The sequence below is a fragment of the Thalassospira sp. UBA848 genome (assembly GCF_002295455.1).
Lineage (GTDB): Bacteria > Pseudomonadota > Alphaproteobacteria > Rhodospirillales > Thalassospiraceae > Thalassospira.
Genome location: NZ_DBGS01000053.1, coordinates 1 through 18,461, shown reverse-complemented (window position 1 = coordinate 18,461; position 18,461 = coordinate 1). Strand labels below are relative to the sequence as shown.

Below are 18,461 nucleotides of genomic sequence, written 5' to 3'. Positions count from 1 at the left end.
AGAGAAAAGGAAGGCGGCAGTTAATCTGCCGCCGCCTTTTTCTTGGTGGTCTTTTTCGCTGCCGGTTTCTTGGCAGCGGTTTTCTTTTTTGCTGGCGCTTTTTTCGTCGCCGCCTTTTTCGCAGAAGCCTTGGTGGTCTTACCCGATTTGGCTTCTTTTTCCTTGATGGCCTTTATTGCCATCTCAAGGGTGATGTCGTCACGCTCTACATCGCGGATATTGGCGATGGTTTTTTTGTGTTTAACGAAAGGTCCCCAGCGCCCGACGGCAACAAAGATCGGTTCACCATCATCCGGGTGTTTGCCGATTTCCTTGCCAGCCTTCTCGCGCTTGTCGGCGATCAGGGTAATGGCACGGTTTTCACCAATGGTCAGAACATCATCGTCGGCTTTGAGCGAGGCAAAGATGCTGCCCGCCTGAACATAGGGGCCAAAGCGGCCAATGTTGGCTTTCATTTCCTCGCCGGTTTCGGGATAGATCCCGACAACGCGCGGCAAGGTCAGAAGTTCTTCGGCCTTGGTCAGGTCAACGACGGATGGTTCCAGTCCCTTGGGCAGGGAGGTCCGCTTTGGCTTGACCTTTTTCGGCTTGCCGTTCTTGCCTTCGACTTCTTCTTCCTCGCCAAGCTGGACGTAAACACCATACGGGCCCTTGCGAAGGGTAATTTCCTTGCCGGTTTCCTTGTCGATGCCCAGGACTTTGGGGCCGGCATCCAGTTCGGAATCCGCACCGTTTTCATTGGCAACAAGCGGCCGCGTATAGTTGCATTCCGGATAGTTCGAACAGCCAAGGAATGCGCCAAACTTGCCAAGTTTCAGGCTGAGTTTGCCGTCTTCGCATTTCGGGCATTTATGCGGATCGGTTCCGTCTTCACGCGGCGGGAACAAATAGTTTTCCAGCATTACCTGAAGCGCATCAAGAACGTCGGTGATCTTTAGTTCCTTGGCCTCGTCAACATTGCCTTTGAACGATTTCCAGAAATCCTTGAGAACATCTTTCCAGGCGAGCTTGCCCATCGAGATTTCATCAAGCTGGTTTTCAAGGTCTGCGGTGAAGTTGTACTGCACATACCGTTCAAAGAACTTCGACAGGAAGGCGGTCACGAGGCGACCACGGTCCTGTGCGACGAAACGGCGACGATCGAGCAAGACATAGTTTCGATCCTGAAGGACCGAGATGATCGATGCATAGGTCGATGGCCGGCCAATCCCAAGCTCTTCCATCTTCTTGACCAGGCTCGCCTCGGTATAGCGGGGCGGAGGCTGGGTGAAGTGCTGATCTATGCTGACTTTGCCCAAATCAGGATTCTGGCCTTCTGCGAGCGGCGGCAGACGACGATCTTTTTCGTCATCAGAATCGTCATCCTTGCCTTCCTGATAAAGCTTCAGGAAACCGTCAAACTTAACGACAGAGCCGTTGGCGCGCAGGACCACGTGATTGTCATTCGATGACAGATCCACAGCGACCTGATCAAAGCGTGCATCTTCCATCTGACACGCCACGGTCCGCTTCCAGATCAGCGTGTAAAGGGCCAACTGGTCCTTATCAAGATGACGCGACACCTGTTCCGGGCGGCGGAAAAGATCGGTCGGACGGACGGCTTCGTGGGCTTCCTGAGCGTTCTTGGCCTTGTTGGCAAAGCTGCGCGCATTGGCCGGAAGGTATTGATCGCCATAATCCTTGCCGATCAGGCGGCGTGCGGCGGCGAGTGCTTCCTGTGAAAGCACCACGGCATCCGTACGCATATAGGTGATCAAACCAACCGTCTCGCCACCGATATCGACACCTTCATACAAGCGCTGGGCCAACTGCATTGTGCGCTTCGCACCAAAGCCAAGCTTACGTGAAGCTTCCTGCTGCAGGGTTGAAGTCGTGAAAGGTGGCTGCGGACGGCGTTTTACGTCCTTGCGCTCGACCTTCGATACCTTGTAACTGCGGCTTTCAACCTTTTCCTTGGCGACCTTGGCAGCGTTTTCATCGCCAAGTGCAAGTTTATCGAGTTTCTCGCCATTCAAATGGGTGAGGCGGGCTGAAAACTTGCCTTCTGGCACAGCAAATCCTGCCTCAAGCGACCAGTATTCATCAGGCTTGAAGGCTTCGATCTCGATTTCGCGTTCGCAGATTAGCCGCAACGCAACGGACTGGACACGCCCTGCTGAACGCGACCCGGGCAGTTTGCGCCACAGAACCGGAGAAAGGTTGAAGCCAACAAGATAATCCAGCGCGCGGCGCGCCAGATAGGCATCAACCAGCTCCTGATTGAGTTCGCGCGGATTGGCGATGGCTTCGGTGACAGCTTTCTTGGTGATCTCGTGGAACACGACGCGATGAACATCACGACCGCGGAGCAGCTTTTTCTGCTCGAGAACTTCAAGAATATGCCACGAAATAGCTTCCCCCTCGCGATCCGGGTCAGTCGCGAGGTAGATGGTATCAGAGTCACGTGCTGCCGATGCAATTTCGCGAATCTGTTTTTCCGACCGGCTGTCTGTTTCCCAGACCATCGAAAAGTCGTTGTCGGTATCGACGGAACCATCCTTGGAGGGCAGGTCACGGATATGACCAAATGAGGCCAGCACCTTAAAATCGTCACCGAGATATTTGTTGATCGTCTTGGCTTTGGCCGGGGATTCGACGATGACAAGATTCATTACGTTTTTCGTGTCCGGTTCTTGCGCCCGAAGGCGGTCATTATGCTGTGTGGTCAGTAATCTGAAGTTTTGCACACATATATTATAGTGTGTCGCTGTTTTTCAGATCAAATTGCGCAAAATGCGGCAAATCACAACAATATTTGTCACGTCCATATTCGGCGCGACTCTCATTTGGCGATACGCGATACCCTATTTCCGGGGTGACGTTCAACCCTTCCTGCAAGTTCTAGTTCAATCAAAATTGTCGAAACCTGCTCGGCGGGCAAGTCCGACGTACGGATGAGTTCATCGACAAGAAGGGGGGAGGAGGAAAGTAAATCAAACAGTTTTTCAGTGTATTCTATCGGATGTTTTTCAGTGTCGGCACAGGATGAAAGTTCATTTATTTCAATCGGTTGTTCTGCTTTTTTCTCGTCCGCTGAGATAGCGTCGCGTTCAAGCGAAGAAAGTATCTCTGCGTATCGGGGTGAGGATGCGCCATTAGGCTTTGCAGAGGGCTCTCGAGTGAAAGCATGAATTTCTTCGGACAGATAGTTGTTTTGCTCTGCCTGCCGTATCGTATCCAAAACGACGTCGGCAGAGTCGCACAATATTGCGCCATCACGGATCAGGCTGTTTGGTCCGCTCGCGCGGGGATCCGTCGGTGAACCCGGAACTGCAAAAACGTCGCGACCTTGTTCTCCCGCGAACCGCGCGGTTATCAAGGACCCCGAATTTCGTCCGGCCTCGACAATAATAACGCCATAAGACAGACCCGATATAATGCGATTGCGGCGGGGGAAATGCCTTGCCTGCGGCTTTAGACCGGGTGGCATTTCCGATATTACGCAGCCCTGTTCGCAGAGCTGCGAATAAAGGTCCTGATGTTCGCGGGGATACACCACATCAACGCCACCACCGAGCACCGCAATCGTGCCGCCGGTGTCTTTGCCAACACACTGCATGGCTGCCGCATGCGCAGCCCCGTCGATCCCGCGCGCCATGCCGGATACGACAACATAACCGGCGCTGACAAGTTCATGACTGAGTTTGCGCGCAAAGCCGCATCCGGTGGCGGATGCATTCCGGGCACCGACAATCCCAACCGCTGTTTTACCCAGCAGCTCCAGGTTGCCGATGGCGTAGAAATACGCCGGCGCATCTTCAATTGTGGTAAGTAGCTCAGGGTATTCGGGATCACCAAATATGACGGGTTTGGCCTTGCAAGCTTTTGCCGCTTCGATTTCCGCAATGGTTTCTTCTCGGCCTGCGAGTTCGATTTTCCGTGAACCTTTGGCATGGCCGATAATGTCTGGAAGCGCCTCTATCGCAAGTCTAGCCGTGCCAAACTGATCCAGCATCTTGCGAAAGCTGACCGGGCCGATATTGCTGCTCCGCGCAAGCCGCATACGAGCAAGGCGTTCAGATTGTGGCAATCGCTGTGGTTGTTGCTCTGGAAAATACATAACGCCCGGATTGTGGTCATCCGGGCGTTCTTTCGTCAAGCTATTCGAAGGGGCGGTTTGCGTCCCTTAAACTGAAGTATCTTCGTCAGCCTGCTTTTTCTTTTGACCGATCTTTGGTTCTTCACCACGTATCAAGCGTCTGATGTTCGCGTGATGGGCCAGCCAGACAATCACGGCAAGAAATACACCAAGCCATCCGGCACCCGGATCGCTGGCAATGAAAAAGGCGGCCAGTGGGGCGGCAATCATCGCGATCAGCGCCGAAAGGGACGATATGCGGAAAACAAGCGCCATAACAAGCCAGGTCAGCGCGGCGCACAGGCCCATGATCCAGTTTACGGCTGCCAATGTTCCAAGCGTGGTTGCAACGCCTTTGCCGCCTTTAAAACGCAGCCAGATCGGGAACATGTGCCCAACGACCGCTGCGCCGCCCGCGAAGATACCTTGTTCAGCACCATAAAGATGGGTGAACAGCAATGCTGCAAAAGCACCTTTGCCCGCATCCCCGATCAGGGTCAGAAAGGCAAGGCCCTTGCGCCCGGTGCGCAGCACGTTGGTCGCACCAATATTGCCAGAACCGATTTGACGGATATCGCCAAGGCCCGCCATTCTGGTAAGCACAAGACCAAACGGGATTGAGCCCAGCAGATAACCACACACTGTGGCAACCTGAAGCGACATCAACATCGCTTTGTACGTGGCATCAAGTTCCATTTCAGGCACCTTCCGAGAACACTTCGCGACCGTCAATCAGGGTGCGCAGCACGCGCCCCTGCGTCAATCGGCCATCGAATGGGGAGTTTTTGGATTTCGACTGGAACTGGTAGGGATCAATTTTCCATGGGCGATCCGGATCAAATATCACAAGATCGGCCGCTGTTCCTTCATCTAGCGTTCCTGCACCTTTAATGCGAACCAGTTCGGCGGGAACACGCGTTAGCTTGGTGATAACCTCAAGAAGCGACATGTGCTCGTTGTGATAAAGCTCCAACGCCATCGGCAAAAGGGTTTCAAACCCGACCGCACCTGCCGCGGCCTGCGCAAAGGGCAGGCGTTTTGAATCGGCATCTTGCGGGTCGTGGTCCGATGCGATGGCGTCAATTGTGCCATCTGCAAGGCCCGCGACAATCGCCTGTCGATCATCTTCGGATCGTAGCGGCGGTGAAAGCTTGGCAAATGTACGGTAATCAGAGACCGCGTTTTCATTTAGCGCAAAATAGGGCGGGGCCGTATCGCAGGTCACTTTCAAACCGCGTTTTTTGGCCTTGCGGATGACCTCGACCGACTCCCCGGTCGAGATATGCGCGAAATGCAGGCGCCCGCCCGTCATTTCGACAAGGCGCAGGTCACGTTCGATCTGGATGACCTCGGCCAGTGGTGACACCCCGGAAAGGCCAAGGCGGGTCGCCAGCTCACCGCTATTCATGGCAGCACCCTTTGAAAGCTCCGGCTCTTCGGGGTGCTGGACGATCATGCCGTCAAAGAAAGCAGAGTAGGACAGCGCCTGACGCAATAGTCGTGCGCTTGCAATTGTTTTGACGCCATCGCAGAAGGCAACCGCACCTGCCTGATGCAACAGGCCCATCTCGGTAATTTCCTGTCCTGCGATCCCTTTGGAAACGGCGCCATAGACAAATACCTTGGCCAGACCAACCTTGCGCGCGCGCCGGGCAATAAATTCGACGCCCGCCACATCATCGATAACCGGATCAGTGTTGGGCAGGGCAATGATGGTGGTAACACCGCCGATTGCTGCCGACTTTCCGGCTGTTTCGATGGTTTCCTGATGCTCGAAGCCCGGTTCACGCAACTGGGCACGCATGTCGACCAGACCGGGGGCCAGGCAGGCACCACCAAGGTCGATGATCTCGAAGCCATCGGGAACCGAGCGTTCGGTGATGTCCGAACCACTTTTGACAATCGTGTCGTCTTCGATCAGGAGGCCGCCGACCTCGTCGGTTTGTTTGACCGGGTCAAGCAGGCGGGCATTGATGAATGCTTTTTTGCCAGCACCTTTGGCGCGAATTGCGGGGCTCATGCCTGACCTCCGATTTTTCTGTGGTTCTGCACGAGCAATTCAAGCGCTGCCATACGTACCGCGACACCCATTTCGACCTGTTCGCGAATGACGGAACGTTCAACGTCATCTGCGACTTCACTGTCGATTTCGACACCCCGGTTCATTGGGCCGGGATGCATGATCAGGGCGTCGGGTTTGGCATTGGCAAGCTTGGCGCGATCAAGACCGTGAAAATGGAAGTATTCACGCACCGACGGGATAAAGCTTCCTTCCATGCGTTCAAGCTGCAGGCGCAGCATCATGACGATGTCGCAGTCTTTCAGGCCTTCGTCCATATCATGGAAGATTTCCACACCCATCCGGTCGATTTTGGACGGGATCAGGGTTGGCGGAGCAACAAGGCGCACACGTGATCCCATGGTGTTCAAAAGCAGGATATTGGAACGCGCAACCCGGGAATGGGCGATATCGCCGCAAATCGCAACATTCAGGCGATGCAAGCGTCCCTTGTGGCGGCGAATGGTCAGCGCATCAAGAAGGGCCTGTGTCGGGTGTTCGTGGCGACCGTCGCCCGCATTCAGAACCGCACAATTGACCTTTTCGCTCAGAAGCTTGACTGCACCACTGTCGCCATGGCGAACAACCAGTGCATCCGGGTTCATGGCATTAAGGGTCATCGCCGTATCGATCAGGGTTTCACCCTTTTTGACCGAACTGGTGCCGACCGTCATGTTGATAACGTCCGCGCCAAGCCGTTTGGCCGCAAGTTCGAACGATGTCAGTGTCCGGGTAGAGTTTTCATAAAACAGGTTAACAACCGTCGCACCAGCCAGAATATTGCTGGTTTTGTCAGCGGAGCGGTTTTTTTCCGCATAGTGCTGTGCGCGATCAAGAATAAGGGTGATTTCCCCGGGGGTCAGACCCTCTATGCCGAGGAGGTGTGGGTGCGGATAATGATCCGCCGCTGGTCCCATGACGCTCATGGCGTTGCACATTTCCCTTGGATGGTCTTGCAAGAATTTCGCGCGGAGCATAACGAATTGCCCCAGTCACGAAAAGGTAAATATTCCCGCCAATAGACTGTGATTTCCTGACCGTTTGGTCAGACGGTCTGCATGTCAAACAACCTGAACCAGAATGGCAATCACCGGCATCGTGGCAATTGCGGCAAGGGTATGAACCGTGATGATGCTGGCCATCATTTGTGCGTCACCGCCCATCAGGCGGGCCAGCACATATGCACTGGCGGAACAGGGCAGGGCTGCATACAGCACGACAGCTGCCAGTTCAGTAGCCGGCAGTCCAAGTGCCAGACAAAGGCCAGCAGCTATTGCCGGGCTAAGCATCAATTTCCCGACAGTTGAAATGCCAACCGGGAACCCCGCGCGTCTCGCGGCACCAAGATCAAGACCCGCTCCGACGGCAAGCAGGCCCACGGGAAGTGCAGCGCGACCCAGCACTTCAAGGAACGGTCCGGCAATTGGCGGCAATCCAATCCCGAGGACGTTAAACACACTGCCCAAAACGCACGCCATCAGGAGCGGGTTTTTTGCCACGTCACGGAGTAGGGACAATATGCCCGGATTGCGATCATTGTCGCCCAGATGTGCACAAGCCAGAACCGATATGACATTTACCGTTGGTACAACCAGCGCAACGCACAGGGCCGTAACCGTCAGGCCATGCGTACCAAGCAGGGCGGCTGCAACGGCAAGCCCGATATAGGTGTTGGGGCGAATGGCACCCTGTACCAGCGATGAAAAGGTCGGACCAGAGACCTTCAGGGCGGGACGCGCCGCAAGGATCAGGATGGTACAGATGGCGATCGTGCCAAGCATAGCGGTCGCGATCCCGAAAAGCGGCAGGCTGCCAAGGTCGGCCTTGGCTGTATTGGAAAACAAAAGGGCAGGAAAGGTGACGAAATAGGTCAGCTTCTCTGCGCCCGGCCAGAAGCTGTCAGGCAGGAATTTGCGTTCACGCAGGATATAACCCAGAACAATCAGGGCAAAAGTAGGCAGCAAAGCTGACAAGATGGCGATCATAAAGCGGCTTTCGGTACCATGTGCGGAGAGCTTTAGGAATTCCGCCTACTGTTATCATTAAATGGGGACCGGGGGAAATATACTGCCCTTCATGCGTTTGGGCAGGTGACTAAAATTCATTTAGGCCCAGTTGCGCTTTGCCCTGTGATTTCCGATGTGATAGTCAGCACAGCCAACGGATTTGGGCACCTATACAGTGCAGGCGCTTGAAAGTCGTCCAGGTCGCTGAAACTTCACGGAAAGGGATGCCATGCCACGCGCGATGGATCACATTGTCTTGTGTGTGAACGATCTGGACTCCGCGATCTCTGCATATTCACAGCTTGGCTTTACGGTGACTCCGCGTGCAGTTCATCCTTTTGGCACAGGCAACGCACTTGTGCAGCTTGACGGGATGTATATCGAACTTCTTTCCGTTGTGGACCCCGCCAAGGTCGCAGAGACTGATCTGGCGCAGCCTTTTTCGTTTCCGATATACAATCGGGATTACCTGCGCCATCGCGAAGGCATGTCGATGCTGGCCTTACAATCTGATGATGCCGAACATGATCGCGACAAATTCATCGAAGCAGGTGCTGCGGTTCCGCCGGTCTTTCACTTCGAGCGCGATGCAAAGACGCCGGACGGCGATACTGTCGGTGTTGCGTTTTCTCTGGCCTATGCAAACCATCCCTTATTGCGTCATGCGGTAACCTTTGTTTGCCAGCACCGTCATCCGGTCCAGAATTTCTATTTTCCGGCCTACCAAAGCCACACGAACGGGGCCGTTGCGATTGGCAAAGTGTTGCTTAATCATTGGGCTGCCGAGGTCGTGCAGGAATTTTATGGCGAAATCGGTATCGACGGGATTGTCGACGCATTGCATGGCGACGAGCTGGTTTCGCGATATGGGGTCGAGGATCCGGCCTTTCCCACCGATGGGTTTGCCGGGTTTGAGTTGATTGTGGATGATATTTCGAAGATTTCTGAGGCGGCCATCACCATGGGCGCGATTGAACACAACGGCGATCTTGTGCTTCCGCCATCCCGGTTCTTCGGTGTCATGATGGTGATCAAGGCCCAATAAAAAAAGCTGCCTGAAGATGCAGGCAGCTTTGGATTGATTGGTTCGATAGCGACAGAGCAAACAGCTTTAGTCTTCTTCGCCCTCTATATCGTCATCATCTGCCTCGGCATTTTCGCCCGGATCGGTATGACGGTTCATGTGATCCAGTGCGCCTTGCAAAATATAGGCAGCCGCGGTTTTGTCCACGACCTCGGCACGGCGTTTGCGGGTCATGTCGACTTCGTCAATCAATACGCGCTCTACAGCATTGGTCGACAGTCGCTCGTCCCACATCAAGACCGGCAGGTCGATATACTTTTCCATTTCATCGATGAACGCATAGACGCGATGGCATGCCTTGCCGATTGAACCGTCAAGTTCGCGCGGGAAGCCAATGATGATGCCGCCAACATTCTGCTTATCAATCATCGAAGATAGCTGCGCCATATCGCGCGAGAACTTCTTGCGCGAGATCAGCTCATAAGGTGAAGCAATCTGAAGCCCGACATCCGAAAGGGCCACGCCAATGGTCTTGGTGCCCAGATCAAGGCCCAACACACGTGCTGCCGGTGGTAAGAACCGCAGCAATTCCTGAGTATCATTGCAAATCATGGCGACCTTATAGGTGTGTTTTTATGAAATTGCCAGCGCAAAGCAAATGTATCGTATTCCGATTTATGGAAGAAAAAATGCGGATTTGACCTTGCTGGCGAATTTTATTCTGAACAATCTAAAGAATGGCGGATTTCCTAGCGGAAAAATCTTTATGAGTTATGAGGGGTTGAAGTGCTATATCAGGTTTGTTTTAATGTCGCGCTGCAGAAATTAATCGAAATCGAAATATGCAGGGCGAGACAGGCAGGCTTAATGCGCACATCATCTTGAGAGAGAAAACAGGTAGATGCAGCGCACCTATTACGCGGTAGTGTCGCAATGCTTCTATCCTAGGGGTTCACGAGCCGTCATTCTGAATTGGTTCCAGTGAATTTCCGCACACAAAAATCACCAATAGCGTTAACGCTGAACAAACAAAGACATATCAGGGGGTATTGGGTTTGGCAGACGGTGCATCGAACGAAGCGTTCGTTGAATTTGAACGTGTACAAAAAAGCTATGACGGCGAATCTCTTGTCGTTAAAGATCTCAACCTAACTATGCCGAAGGGCGAATTCCTGACGATGCTTGGTCCGTCAGGTTCGGGCAAAACCACTTGCCTCATGATGCTCGCAGGTTTTGAAACCGCGACTCATGGCGATATTCGTCTGGGCGGTGTTTCGATCAACGATATTCCGCCGCACAAGCGTGGTATCGGTATGGTCTTCCAGAACTACGCGCTTTTCCCGCATATGACGATTGCGGAAAACCTGGCTTTCCCGCTTGAAGTTCGCAAATTGGGAAAGGCAGAGCAGGAAGAAAAGGTCAAGCGCGCCCTCGACATGGTCGAAATGGGCAGCTTTGGTGGACGTCGTCCCGCACAGCTTTCAGGTGGTCAGCAGCAGCGTGTCGCCTTGGCACGTGCACTGGTGTTCGAGCCGGAACTGGTTCTGATGGATGAGCCACTTGGCGCGCTCGACAAACAGCTTCGCGAGAAGATGCAGTTTGAAATTACGCACCTTGCGCATCAGCTGGGTATTACAACTGTTTACGTTACCCATGACCAGACCGAAGCACTTACGATGTCAGATCGTGTCGCCGTGTTCGATGATGGCCGTATTCAGCAGCTTGCGCCGCCCGACAAACTTTACGAAGAGCCGGAAAACAGCTTCGTTGCGCAGTTTATCGGTGAGAACAACACGCTTGAGGGCATCATCAAGGAAATCAAGGGCAACACCTGTGTCGTCCAGCTTGATGGCGGCGAGATCATTGATGCTGTGCCGGTCAATGTGACGGAAGTGGGCGAACGTACCCGCGTTTCAATCCGTCCTGAACGTGTTGAATATAATCGTGATCGTCTGCACGAAGATGCTCATACGCTCAAGGCAGAGGTGCTGGAATTCATCTATATGGGTGACATCTTCCGTACACGCTTGCGCGTGGCTGGCAATGATGAGTTCATCATCAAGACCAGGAACGCACCGGATCAGGTCCGTCTGACACCTGGCCAGGAAATCGAGATCGGCTGGCTTGCAGAGGATTGCCGCGCGCTTGACGCGTCGTAATCATCTCAGAGTCAGGCAGATACAGGACCGGTACGCCCGGGTGCTGGTCCTCAACGAATAGTCCGGGAAACAATCAGGGAGTCTATTAATGCAACTCATTAAAACCCTTACAGCATCAACAGCTATGCTTGTTGTCGCAACTGGTGCAGCATATGCCGACGACCATATGGCGTCGGACATGACGCTGGTCAGCTGGGGTGGTGCTTATCAGAACAGCCAGATCAAGGCTTATGCTGAGCCTTACATGGAAATGAACCCGGGTGTTTCGATCACTTGGGATGAAAGCTCCAACGAAGCTGTAGCAAAGCTGCGTGCAATGAACGAAGCAAACAACGTGACCTGGGATCTGGTTGACGTTGTTGCTGCTGATGCGATGCGCCTTTGCGATGAAGGTCTCGCGATGGAAATCGATCCGGACGAAGTTCTTGCTGACGCGCCGGACGGCACCTCGGCAGAAGATGACTTCGGTGATCTCCTTGTAAGCGATTGCTTCATTCCGCAGATCGTCTACTCGACCACCTTCGGTTACCGTGAAGACATGGTTCCGGCTGGAACCCCGGCACCGACCGACATCTGTGCTCTGTTCGATACCGAAACCTATCCGGGCATGCGTTCGCTTGAAAAGCGTCCGATCAACAACATGGAATGGGCTCTGCTCTGCGACGGTGTTGCGAAGGACGAGGTTTACAGCGTTCTTGAGACCGAAGAAGGTCAGCAGCGCGCTCTCGACAAGCTGGCAACCATCAAAGACAGCGTGATCTGGTGGAGTGCTGGTGCAGATACCCCGCAGCTTCTGGCTGACGGTGAAGTGTTCATGGGCTCGACCTACAACGGTCGTCTGTTCTCCGCTATTGTTGAACAGGATCAGCCGATTGCCATGCTTTGGGACGCACAGGTCTTCGACCTTGACGGCTGGATCATTCCGGCAGGTCTTCCGGAAGAGCGTCTGAACCGTGTTCTGGACTTCGTGAAGTTCGCAACCGACACCCAGCGTCTTGCAGACCAGGCTAAATACATCTCGTATGGCCCGGCTCGCTTCTCCTCTGCTCCGCTCGTTGGTAAGCACGCAGAGCTCGGTATCGACATGGCTCCGCACATGCCGACCGATCCGGAAAACGCCAAGAACACGTTCCTCTATAACTACGAGTTCTGGGCTGACTACCGTGACGACATCGATGCCAAGTTCCAGGCTTGGCTCGCTCAATAAGAGCTAAGGGAAGGGGGCCGTTTGCGGCCCCCTTTACCGACCAAATCGCTACAAAACAAATTGCCAATCGATAAAACAGATCGAAAACACCGGGGCAGGCTTACGGGGGCGTAATGGGTGATACATCACAAGAAGTAGTGTTGGCTGCAGATGGCAGACCACTAAAACAAAGTCTACGAAGGGCATTGATGCGCCAGAAGATGCGCGCACTTATGCTGGTTGCACCGCTTTTGATTTTTGTGGTCGTGACATTTATCGTACCGATCCTCTCGATGCTTTTCCGGTCGGTTGAGAACGAAATTGTGCCCAATACGATTCCGGGCACAGTCGTGGCGCTGTCAGAATGGGATGGCTCCACAGGTCAACCGCCACACGAAGACGTCTATCGCAATCTTTACATTGATTTGTTCAAGGCAGAGGAAGCCAAGCAGCACACGCGCCTGGGTACCCGCCTGAACTATGAACAGACCGGCGTTTCGTCGTTGTTCCGTACCACCGGTCGTTCGCTTGATGATATTGGTGAACTTTGGCAGGACCCGCTCGAAGACATCGACCCGAACTTTGAAGAGGGTTCTTTCTGGTACGAAATGATGTCGGGAACTGGCGGCGAAGGTTTCCTTAACCAGCGCCGTAGTCTGATGGCTGCGATGTCTGACGAAAACATGAGCGGTGATGTCGGCTTTGTACCGTCGGCAGAAATCATCGAAATGTTGCCGTGGACGGCACGCGCCTACACCGACTTTGCGCTTTGGGCTGCCATTCGTGATGGTGATACCGTTGCAGAAGAAGATCCATGGGAGTCGGTCTATGGCGCACTCGGCATGGATTTGACCGACCCTGATACCGTTTCAGCGATCAACAGCTATAACGGTGCGGGGGCAAGTGCTCTTCAGGCAGCTGCAGCAAATATTGATCAACTTCCTGATTTCGGTTTCCGCGAAGCCTTCACCCAAGAAGATAAAGACTGGGGCGATGCCGAGGTTTGGGCGACGATCAAACTCTATTCGCCAAGCATGACGCCGGGCTACTTCCTTAATTCCGTAGATATGTCGTTGACGCCAGACGGGATTAAGATGAAGCCGGACAATCAGCAGATTTACACCACGCTGTTTACGCGTACGCTGGTGATGGCGCTGATTATTACCGGTAGCTGTATTCTTCTGGGTTATCCGGTCGCGTGGCTGTTGGCAAACCTGCCGATGCGTACAGCAAGTATCTTAATGATCCTGGTGCTGCTGCCGTTCTGGACCTCGCTTCTGGTGCGTACGTCGGCGTGGAAGGTGCTTTTACAGCAGCAAGGGGTGATCAACGAAATCCTTGTCTGGCTTGGGTTCGTCGATGATGCGGACCGCCTTATTCTCATGAACAATGCAACAGGTACCGTCATTGCGATGACACACATCTTGCTGCCATTCATGATCCTTCCGCTTTATTCCGTGATGAAGACCATTCCGCCAAGCTATCAACGCGCGGCCAAATCTCTTGGTGCGACGAACTGGACTGCCTTCTGGCGTGTCTATTTCCCGCAGTCGGTTCCGGGCATTGGTGCGGGTTCTATCCTCGTGTTCATTCTGGCGATCGGTTACTACATCACGCCGGAAATCGTTGGCGGTACGGATGGCGTGTTCATCTCCAACCGAATTGCCTATCACATTTCAAGTTCGCTCAACTGGGGCCTTGCGGCCGCACTCGGGTCTATCCTTCTCGTCGTCGTTCTTGGCCTGTACTGGTGCTACGACAAGATTGTGGGCATCGATAACGTGAAGTTGGGGGGCTAAGAACATGAATGAAGTAATCTCATACGTAAGACGGCCCGAATTGATGACCTTCACGATGCCACTCGTGGCTCTGCTAGGGGCCATGTTCGGCTTCATTACCGGCAACATCTTTGGCAGCCCGTGGATCGGGTTTGTCCTTGGTGCAGCTGTCGGTGCAGCACTTGCTTTTGTCTTTTCGAAAATCGTTAAGATGAAAAGCAAACAGAAAACGCTGGCGACCGGTGTTGTTTTCGGTGTTGTTGGTCTTGTTTTCGGGGGCCTTGGTGGCTTGTTTGGTGGCTTCCTCGTCGGGATTTCGATGGGCTGGTTTGCCAATTGGGTTGGAAGCGGGCGTTACCGTGCCGGCGTTCCGATCTACTACACGCCTGGTCAGGTTCTTTGGCACAATGCGTTCCTGTTCATCTGTGCATTTGTGTTCTTCTTCCTGATCGCGCCGCTTCTTCCGGTGGTGTGGCTCAGCTTCAACGCCGAGAACTTCTTTACCTTTACGCCGGAAATGCTGAGCTTCAAGGCAGAGGGCTATAGCCTGAAGCATTATCGCGACTTCCTCGGTACTGACGAATGGATGGTGCCGCTCAAGAACTCGCTGATCATTGCACCGATTGCGACGCTGATTTCGGTATCCCTTGGCACCCTTGCGGCGATTGGCCTGAGCCAGTCGCACGTTCCGGGGCGTCAGGCAATGATGGCGGTTCTGATCTCGCCGATGATCGTGCCGCTGATCATTTCCGCAACCGGCATGTTCTTCTTCTATGCGCCGCTGGGTAACTGGCTTGAACTCCAGCTCGGACTCAACCAGGCATTTGTCGGTTATGTGAAGGTGATTTTGGCCCACGCTGTTCTGGGTATTCCGTTCGTGATTATCACGGTGACGGCTACCCTGGTCGGCTTTGACAAGTCGCTGACCCGTGCGGCGGCAAACATGGGTGCAAACCCGGTCACTACCTTCTTCAAGGTTCAGATGCCTTTGATCCTGCCAGGTGTGATTTCGGGTGGCTTGTTTGCCTTTATCACCTCGTTTGATGAAGTGGTTGTGGTGCTGTTCGTTGGTTCTGCCCGTCAGCAGACCCTGCCATGGCAGATGTATACCGGCCTGCGTGAGCAGATTTCACCGACCATTCTGGCAGCCGCGACCATCCTTGTATCGGTCTCGATCCTGCTGCTGCTGACCGTGGAACTGCTACGTCGTCGTTCCGAACGTCTGCGCGGTATGAGCCCGGGTTAAGCCAATCCGGCTTTCTGTCCAGCCACTTTGGGGCAGACAAAAACACTAAACAGGCCGGCAACATTCACGTTGTCGGCCTGTTTGTTTTTGGTTGTAGTCATCCGATCAGGTCTGGCGATATTTTCATGCGCAACAGTGTGATCGGTCAAACAGCCCGGCAACGGGCATTCTTCGTCACTTCCAACCCTTGCGGCAGGGGCGGCAGGGTGCTAGTTTCCGCGCTGTAATTCACGTTCCGGCGGAGTTCTGTCTGCCGGGTTTTTGTCATTCCTTAAGAGAGACTTTCATCCATGTCGTCTTTGGATAAGGAAACAGTTCGCCGTATTGCCTATCTGTCGCGTATCAACGTGTCCGAAGAAGGCCTTTCCGAACTGGCGGGAGATCTGACCCGTATCCTCGATTTCGTCGAGGAACTGCAAGAAGTCGATGTCGAAGGCTGCGAGCCGTTGACGTCTGTTGCCGATCTGACCCTGCCGCTGCGCAAGGACGAAGTCACCGATGGCAATATCCAGCAAAAAGTGCTGTCAAACGCACCGATGACCGATGCTGGCTGTTTTGTTGTGCCCAAGGTGGTTGAATAATGACTGATCTGACAAAGCTGACACTTGCAGACGCCCGCGACGGGCTTGCGAAGGGTGATTATACCTCGGTCGAACTGACCGAAGCACACCTGAAATCGATGGACGCGCATCGCAATCTGAACGCGTACATCACCGAAACCCCGGAAAAGGCTATGGAAATGGCCAAGGCATCCGATGCCAAGCGCGCTAAGGGCGAAGCTGGCAAGATGGAAGGCCTGCCGATTGCTGTCAAAGACCTGTTCTGCACCGAAGGTGTCCAGACCACGGCGGCATCGCACATCCTGGAAGGTTTCAAACCGGAATATGAATCCACCGTCACCACCAACCTGTTTGGCAATGGTGCCGTGATGCTGGGCAAGGCGAACCTTGATGAGTTCGCCATGGGGTCGTCGAACACCTCGTCCTATTACGGCAACGTTGTTAACCCGTGGAAAGACAAGTCCGGCAAGGATCTTGTTCCGGGTGGTTCTTCGGGTGGTTCTGCCGCTGCTGTCGCTGCCAACATGGCGCTGGCCGCGACCGGTACCGACACCGGTGGTTCAATCCGTCAGCCGGCATCCTATTGCGGTATCGTCGGCCTGAAGCCGACCTATGGTCGTTGCTCTCGCTGGGGTATTGTGGCCTTTGCAAGTTCGCTTGATCAGGCAGGTCCGATGACCAAAACCGTTCGCGACGCAGCAATCATGCTGGGTTCAATGGCTGGTCACGATGCCAAAGACAGCACATCTGCCCCCATTGGCGTGCCTGATTTTGAAGCCGCCCTCACGGGGGACATTCGTGGCATGAAGATCGGTATTCCGAAGGAATATCGTGTTGATGGCATGCCCGAAGAAATCAGCAAGCTGTGGGACGATGGTGTTGCCATGCTGCGTGATGCTGGTGCCGAAGTGGTCGATGTAACCTTGCCGCATACCAAATACGCGCTTGGGACTTATTACATCGTTGCCCCGGCAGAAGCGTCTTCGAACCTCGCACGTTATGACGGTCTACGTTATGGCCAGCGTGTCATGGATGAAGGCGACAGCCTTGATGACATGTACATGAAGTCGCGTGCAGCCGGTTTCGGCAAGGAAGTTCAGCGCCGTATCATGATCGGTACCTATGTGCTTTCGGCTGGTTACTATGACGCCTATTACAACAAGGCGCTTAAGGTCCGTCGTCGTATCTACCAGGACTTTGAAGGTGCATTTGGTCAGGTCGATGCGATCCTGACCCCGACGGCACCGTCTGCGGCCTTTGCGATTGGTGAGAACGAAGGTGATCCGGTCAAGATGTATCTCAATGACGTCTTTACCGTTCCGGCAAGCCTTGCGGGTCTTCCAGGGCTATCAGTGCCGACCGGTCTTTCTTCTGAGGGTTTGCCGCTTGGGCTGCAACTGATTGGCAAGCCGTTTGATGAAGAGACTGTTCTGCGTGTTGGTGGTGTACTGGAAAGTGCTGCCAACTTTACCGCAAAACCTGCCGGGCAGGAGGGCTAATCCATGAGCTATATTCTTGAAGGTTCAACCGGCCCGTGGGAAATCGTGGTTGGTCTGGAAGTCCACTGTCAGGTGATTTCCGAATCAAAGCTGTTTTCAGGTGCATCGACCAAGTTCGGTAACGAGCCCAACAGCAACGTCAGCCTTGTTGATGCGGCCATGCCGGGTATGCTGCCGGTCGTGAACGCAGAATGTGTGCGGCAGGCCGTTAAAACCGGTCTTGGCCTTAAGGCCAAAATCAACAAGGAAAGCGTTTTTGCCCGCAAAAACTATTTCTATGCCGATCTGCCGCAGGGTTACCAGATTTCGCAGTTCGACAAACCGATTGTCGGCGAAGGCACGATCATTCTTGATATGCCCGATGGTTCGACCAAGTCGGTTGGCATTGAGCGCCTGCATCTTGAACAGGATGCCGGTAAATCGATGCACGACCAGGACCCGAAATATTCGCATATCGACCTGAACCGTTCGGGTGTGGCGCTGATGGAAATCGTTTCCATGCCAGACATCCGTTCACCGGAAGAGGCGGGCGCGTATCTGACCAAGCTGCGGGCGATTGTTCGTTATCTTGGCACGTGTGATGGCAACATGAACGAAGGTTCCATGCGCTGTGATGCCAACGTTTCAGTGCGCCGTCCGGGTGAAGGTTTCGGCACGCGTTGCGAGATCAAGAACGTCAACTCCATCCGTTTTGTGATGCAGGCGATCGAGATCGAAGCAAAACGCCAGATCGAAGTGATCGAAGGTGGTGGCGAAATCGTTCAGGAAACCCGCCTGTATGATCAGCGCCTCGGTGAAACCCGTTCGATGCGTTCCAAGGAAATGGC

At 54.0% G+C, this 18,461-nt stretch carries 15 protein-coding genes; 8 read left to right on the top strand and 7 right to left on the bottom strand.

The window, feature by feature from the left end:
- Nucleotides 1–20: 20 nt before the first annotated feature.
- From topA to B2R48_RS06795, 6 genes are all read right to left on the bottom strand, one after another.
- Nucleotides 21–2,651, bottom strand: coding sequence for a type I DNA topoisomerase (topA, locus tag B2R48_RS06820; RefSeq protein WP_296998993.1), 2,631 nt, complete (start codon nt 2,649–2,651; stop codon nt 21–23).
- A 170-nt stretch (nt 2,652–2,821) separates the two neighbouring features.
- Nucleotides 2,822–4,138: a DNA-processing protein DprA gene (gene dprA / locus B2R48_RS06815; RefSeq protein ID WP_296998991.1), complete on the bottom strand. Its 1,317-nt coding sequence runs from the start codon at nt 4,136–4,138 to the stop codon at nt 2,822–2,824.
- Between the two features lie 27 nt (nt 4,139–4,165).
- Nucleotides 4,166–4,813: a glycerol-3-phosphate 1-O-acyltransferase PlsY gene (gene plsY, locus B2R48_RS06810; protein ID WP_296998988.1), complete on the bottom strand. Its 648-nt coding sequence runs from the start codon at nt 4,811–4,813 to the stop codon at nt 4,166–4,168.
- Between the two features lies 1 nt (nt 4,814).
- Entirely contained in the window at nt 4,815–6,137 is a 1,323-nt protein-coding gene (locus B2R48_RS06805) for a dihydroorotase (RefSeq protein ID WP_062955178.1), read from the bottom strand.
- Nucleotides 6,134–7,093, bottom strand: a complete 960-nt coding sequence (locus tag B2R48_RS06800; protein ID WP_296999020.1) for an aspartate carbamoyltransferase catalytic subunit — start codon at nt 7,091–7,093, stop codon at nt 6,134–6,136. The genes B2R48_RS06805 and B2R48_RS06800 overlap by 4 nt, the downstream gene beginning before the upstream one ends.
- Before the next feature lie 144 nt (nt 7,094–7,237).
- A complete protein-coding gene (locus tag B2R48_RS06795; protein ID WP_296998985.1) occupies nt 7,238–8,149 on the bottom strand; it encodes an AEC family transporter in 912 nt (303 codons plus the stop codon).
- 262 nt (nt 8,150–8,411) lie between these two features.
- Between B2R48_RS06795 and B2R48_RS06790 the strand changes: the two genes are divergently transcribed.
- Entirely contained in the window at nt 8,412–9,227 is an 816-nt protein-coding gene (locus B2R48_RS06790) for a VOC family protein (protein WP_296998983.1), read from the top strand.
- Nucleotides 9,228–9,293: 66 nt separating this feature from the next.
- Here B2R48_RS06790 and ruvX read toward each other — a convergent pair whose 3' ends face one another.
- A complete protein-coding gene (ruvX, locus tag B2R48_RS06785; RefSeq protein WP_062955174.1) occupies nt 9,294–9,818 on the bottom strand; it encodes a Holliday junction resolvase RuvX in 525 nt (174 codons plus the stop codon).
- 443 nt (nt 9,819–10,261) lie between these two features.
- Between ruvX and B2R48_RS06780 the strand changes: the two genes are divergently transcribed.
- From B2R48_RS06780 to gatB, 7 genes are all read left to right on the top strand, one after another.
- Complete coding sequence (locus B2R48_RS06780) at nt 10,262–11,365, top strand: ABC transporter ATP-binding protein (protein ID WP_213472966.1); 1,104 nt, start codon at nt 10,262–10,264, stop codon at nt 11,363–11,365.
- Between the two features lie 88 nt (nt 11,366–11,453).
- Nucleotides 11,454–12,572 (top strand): extracellular solute-binding protein, encoded by a 1,119-nt coding sequence (locus B2R48_RS06775; RefSeq protein WP_296998979.1) that lies wholly within the window; start codon nt 11,454–11,456, stop codon nt 12,570–12,572.
- 188 nt (nt 12,573–12,760) lie between these two features.
- Nucleotides 12,761–14,350, top strand: coding sequence for an ABC transporter permease (locus B2R48_RS06770; RefSeq protein ID WP_296998977.1), 1,590 nt, complete (start codon nt 12,761–12,763; stop codon nt 14,348–14,350).
- A 55-nt stretch (nt 14,351–14,405) separates the two neighbouring features.
- Nucleotides 14,406–15,575: an ABC transporter permease gene (locus B2R48_RS06765; protein ID WP_296998975.1), complete on the top strand. Its 1,170-nt coding sequence runs from the start codon at nt 14,406–14,408 to the stop codon at nt 15,573–15,575.
- Between the two features lie 290 nt (nt 15,576–15,865).
- Entirely contained in the window at nt 15,866–16,156 is a 291-nt protein-coding gene (gatC, locus tag B2R48_RS06760; RefSeq protein ID WP_008890773.1) for an Asp-tRNA(Asn)/Glu-tRNA(Gln) amidotransferase subunit GatC, read from the top strand.
- A complete protein-coding gene (gatA, locus tag B2R48_RS06755; protein ID WP_296998973.1) occupies nt 16,156–17,634 on the top strand; it encodes an Asp-tRNA(Asn)/Glu-tRNA(Gln) amidotransferase subunit GatA in 1,479 nt (492 codons plus the stop codon). The genes gatC and gatA overlap by 1 nt, the downstream gene beginning before the upstream one ends.
- A gap of 3 nt (nt 17,635–17,637) precedes the next feature.
- On the top strand, nt 17,638–18,461 hold an 824-nt coding region (gatB, locus tag B2R48_RS06750), incomplete at its 3' end, for an Asp-tRNA(Asn)/Glu-tRNA(Gln) amidotransferase subunit GatB (protein WP_296998971.1).

What these genes read in the sequence shown, in the direction of transcription:
- ruvX (WP_062955174.1), bottom strand. Translation starts at nt 9,818, where the DNA reads ATGATTTGCAATGATACTCAGGAATTGCTGCGGTTCTTACCACCGGCA.
- gatC (WP_008890773.1), top strand. Translation starts at nt 15,866, where the DNA reads ATGTCGTCTTTGGATAAGGAAACAGTTCGCCGTATTGCCTATCTGTCG.
- B2R48_RS06790 (WP_296998983.1), top strand. Translation starts at nt 8,412, where the DNA reads ATGCCACGCGCGATGGATCACATTGTCTTGTGTGTGAACGATCTGGAC.
- gatA (WP_296998973.1), top strand. Translation starts at nt 16,156, where the DNA reads ATGACTGATCTGACAAAGCTGACACTTGCAGACGCCCGCGACGGGCTT.
- B2R48_RS06800 (WP_296999020.1), bottom strand. Translation starts at nt 7,093, where the DNA reads ATGGGACCAGCGGCGGATCATTATCCGCACCCACACCTCCTCGGCATA.
- plsY (WP_296998988.1), bottom strand. Translation starts at nt 4,813, where the DNA reads ATGGAACTTGATGCCACGTACAAAGCGATGTTGATGTCGCTTCAGGTT.
- B2R48_RS06765 (WP_296998975.1), top strand. Translation starts at nt 14,406, where the DNA reads ATGCCACTCGTGGCTCTGCTAGGGGCCATGTTCGGCTTCATTACCGGC.
- B2R48_RS06770 (WP_296998977.1), top strand. Translation starts at nt 12,761, where the DNA reads ATGCGCCAGAAGATGCGCGCACTTATGCTGGTTGCACCGCTTTTGATT.
- B2R48_RS06805 (WP_062955178.1), bottom strand. Translation starts at nt 6,137, where the DNA reads ATGAGCCCCGCAATTCGCGCCAAAGGTGCTGGCAAAAAAGCATTCATC.
- B2R48_RS06775 (WP_296998979.1), top strand. Translation starts at nt 11,454, where the DNA reads ATGCAACTCATTAAAACCCTTACAGCATCAACAGCTATGCTTGTTGTC.
- topA (WP_296998993.1), bottom strand. Translation starts at nt 2,651, where the DNA reads ATGAATCTTGTCATCGTCGAATCCCCGGCCAAAGCCAAGACGATCAAC.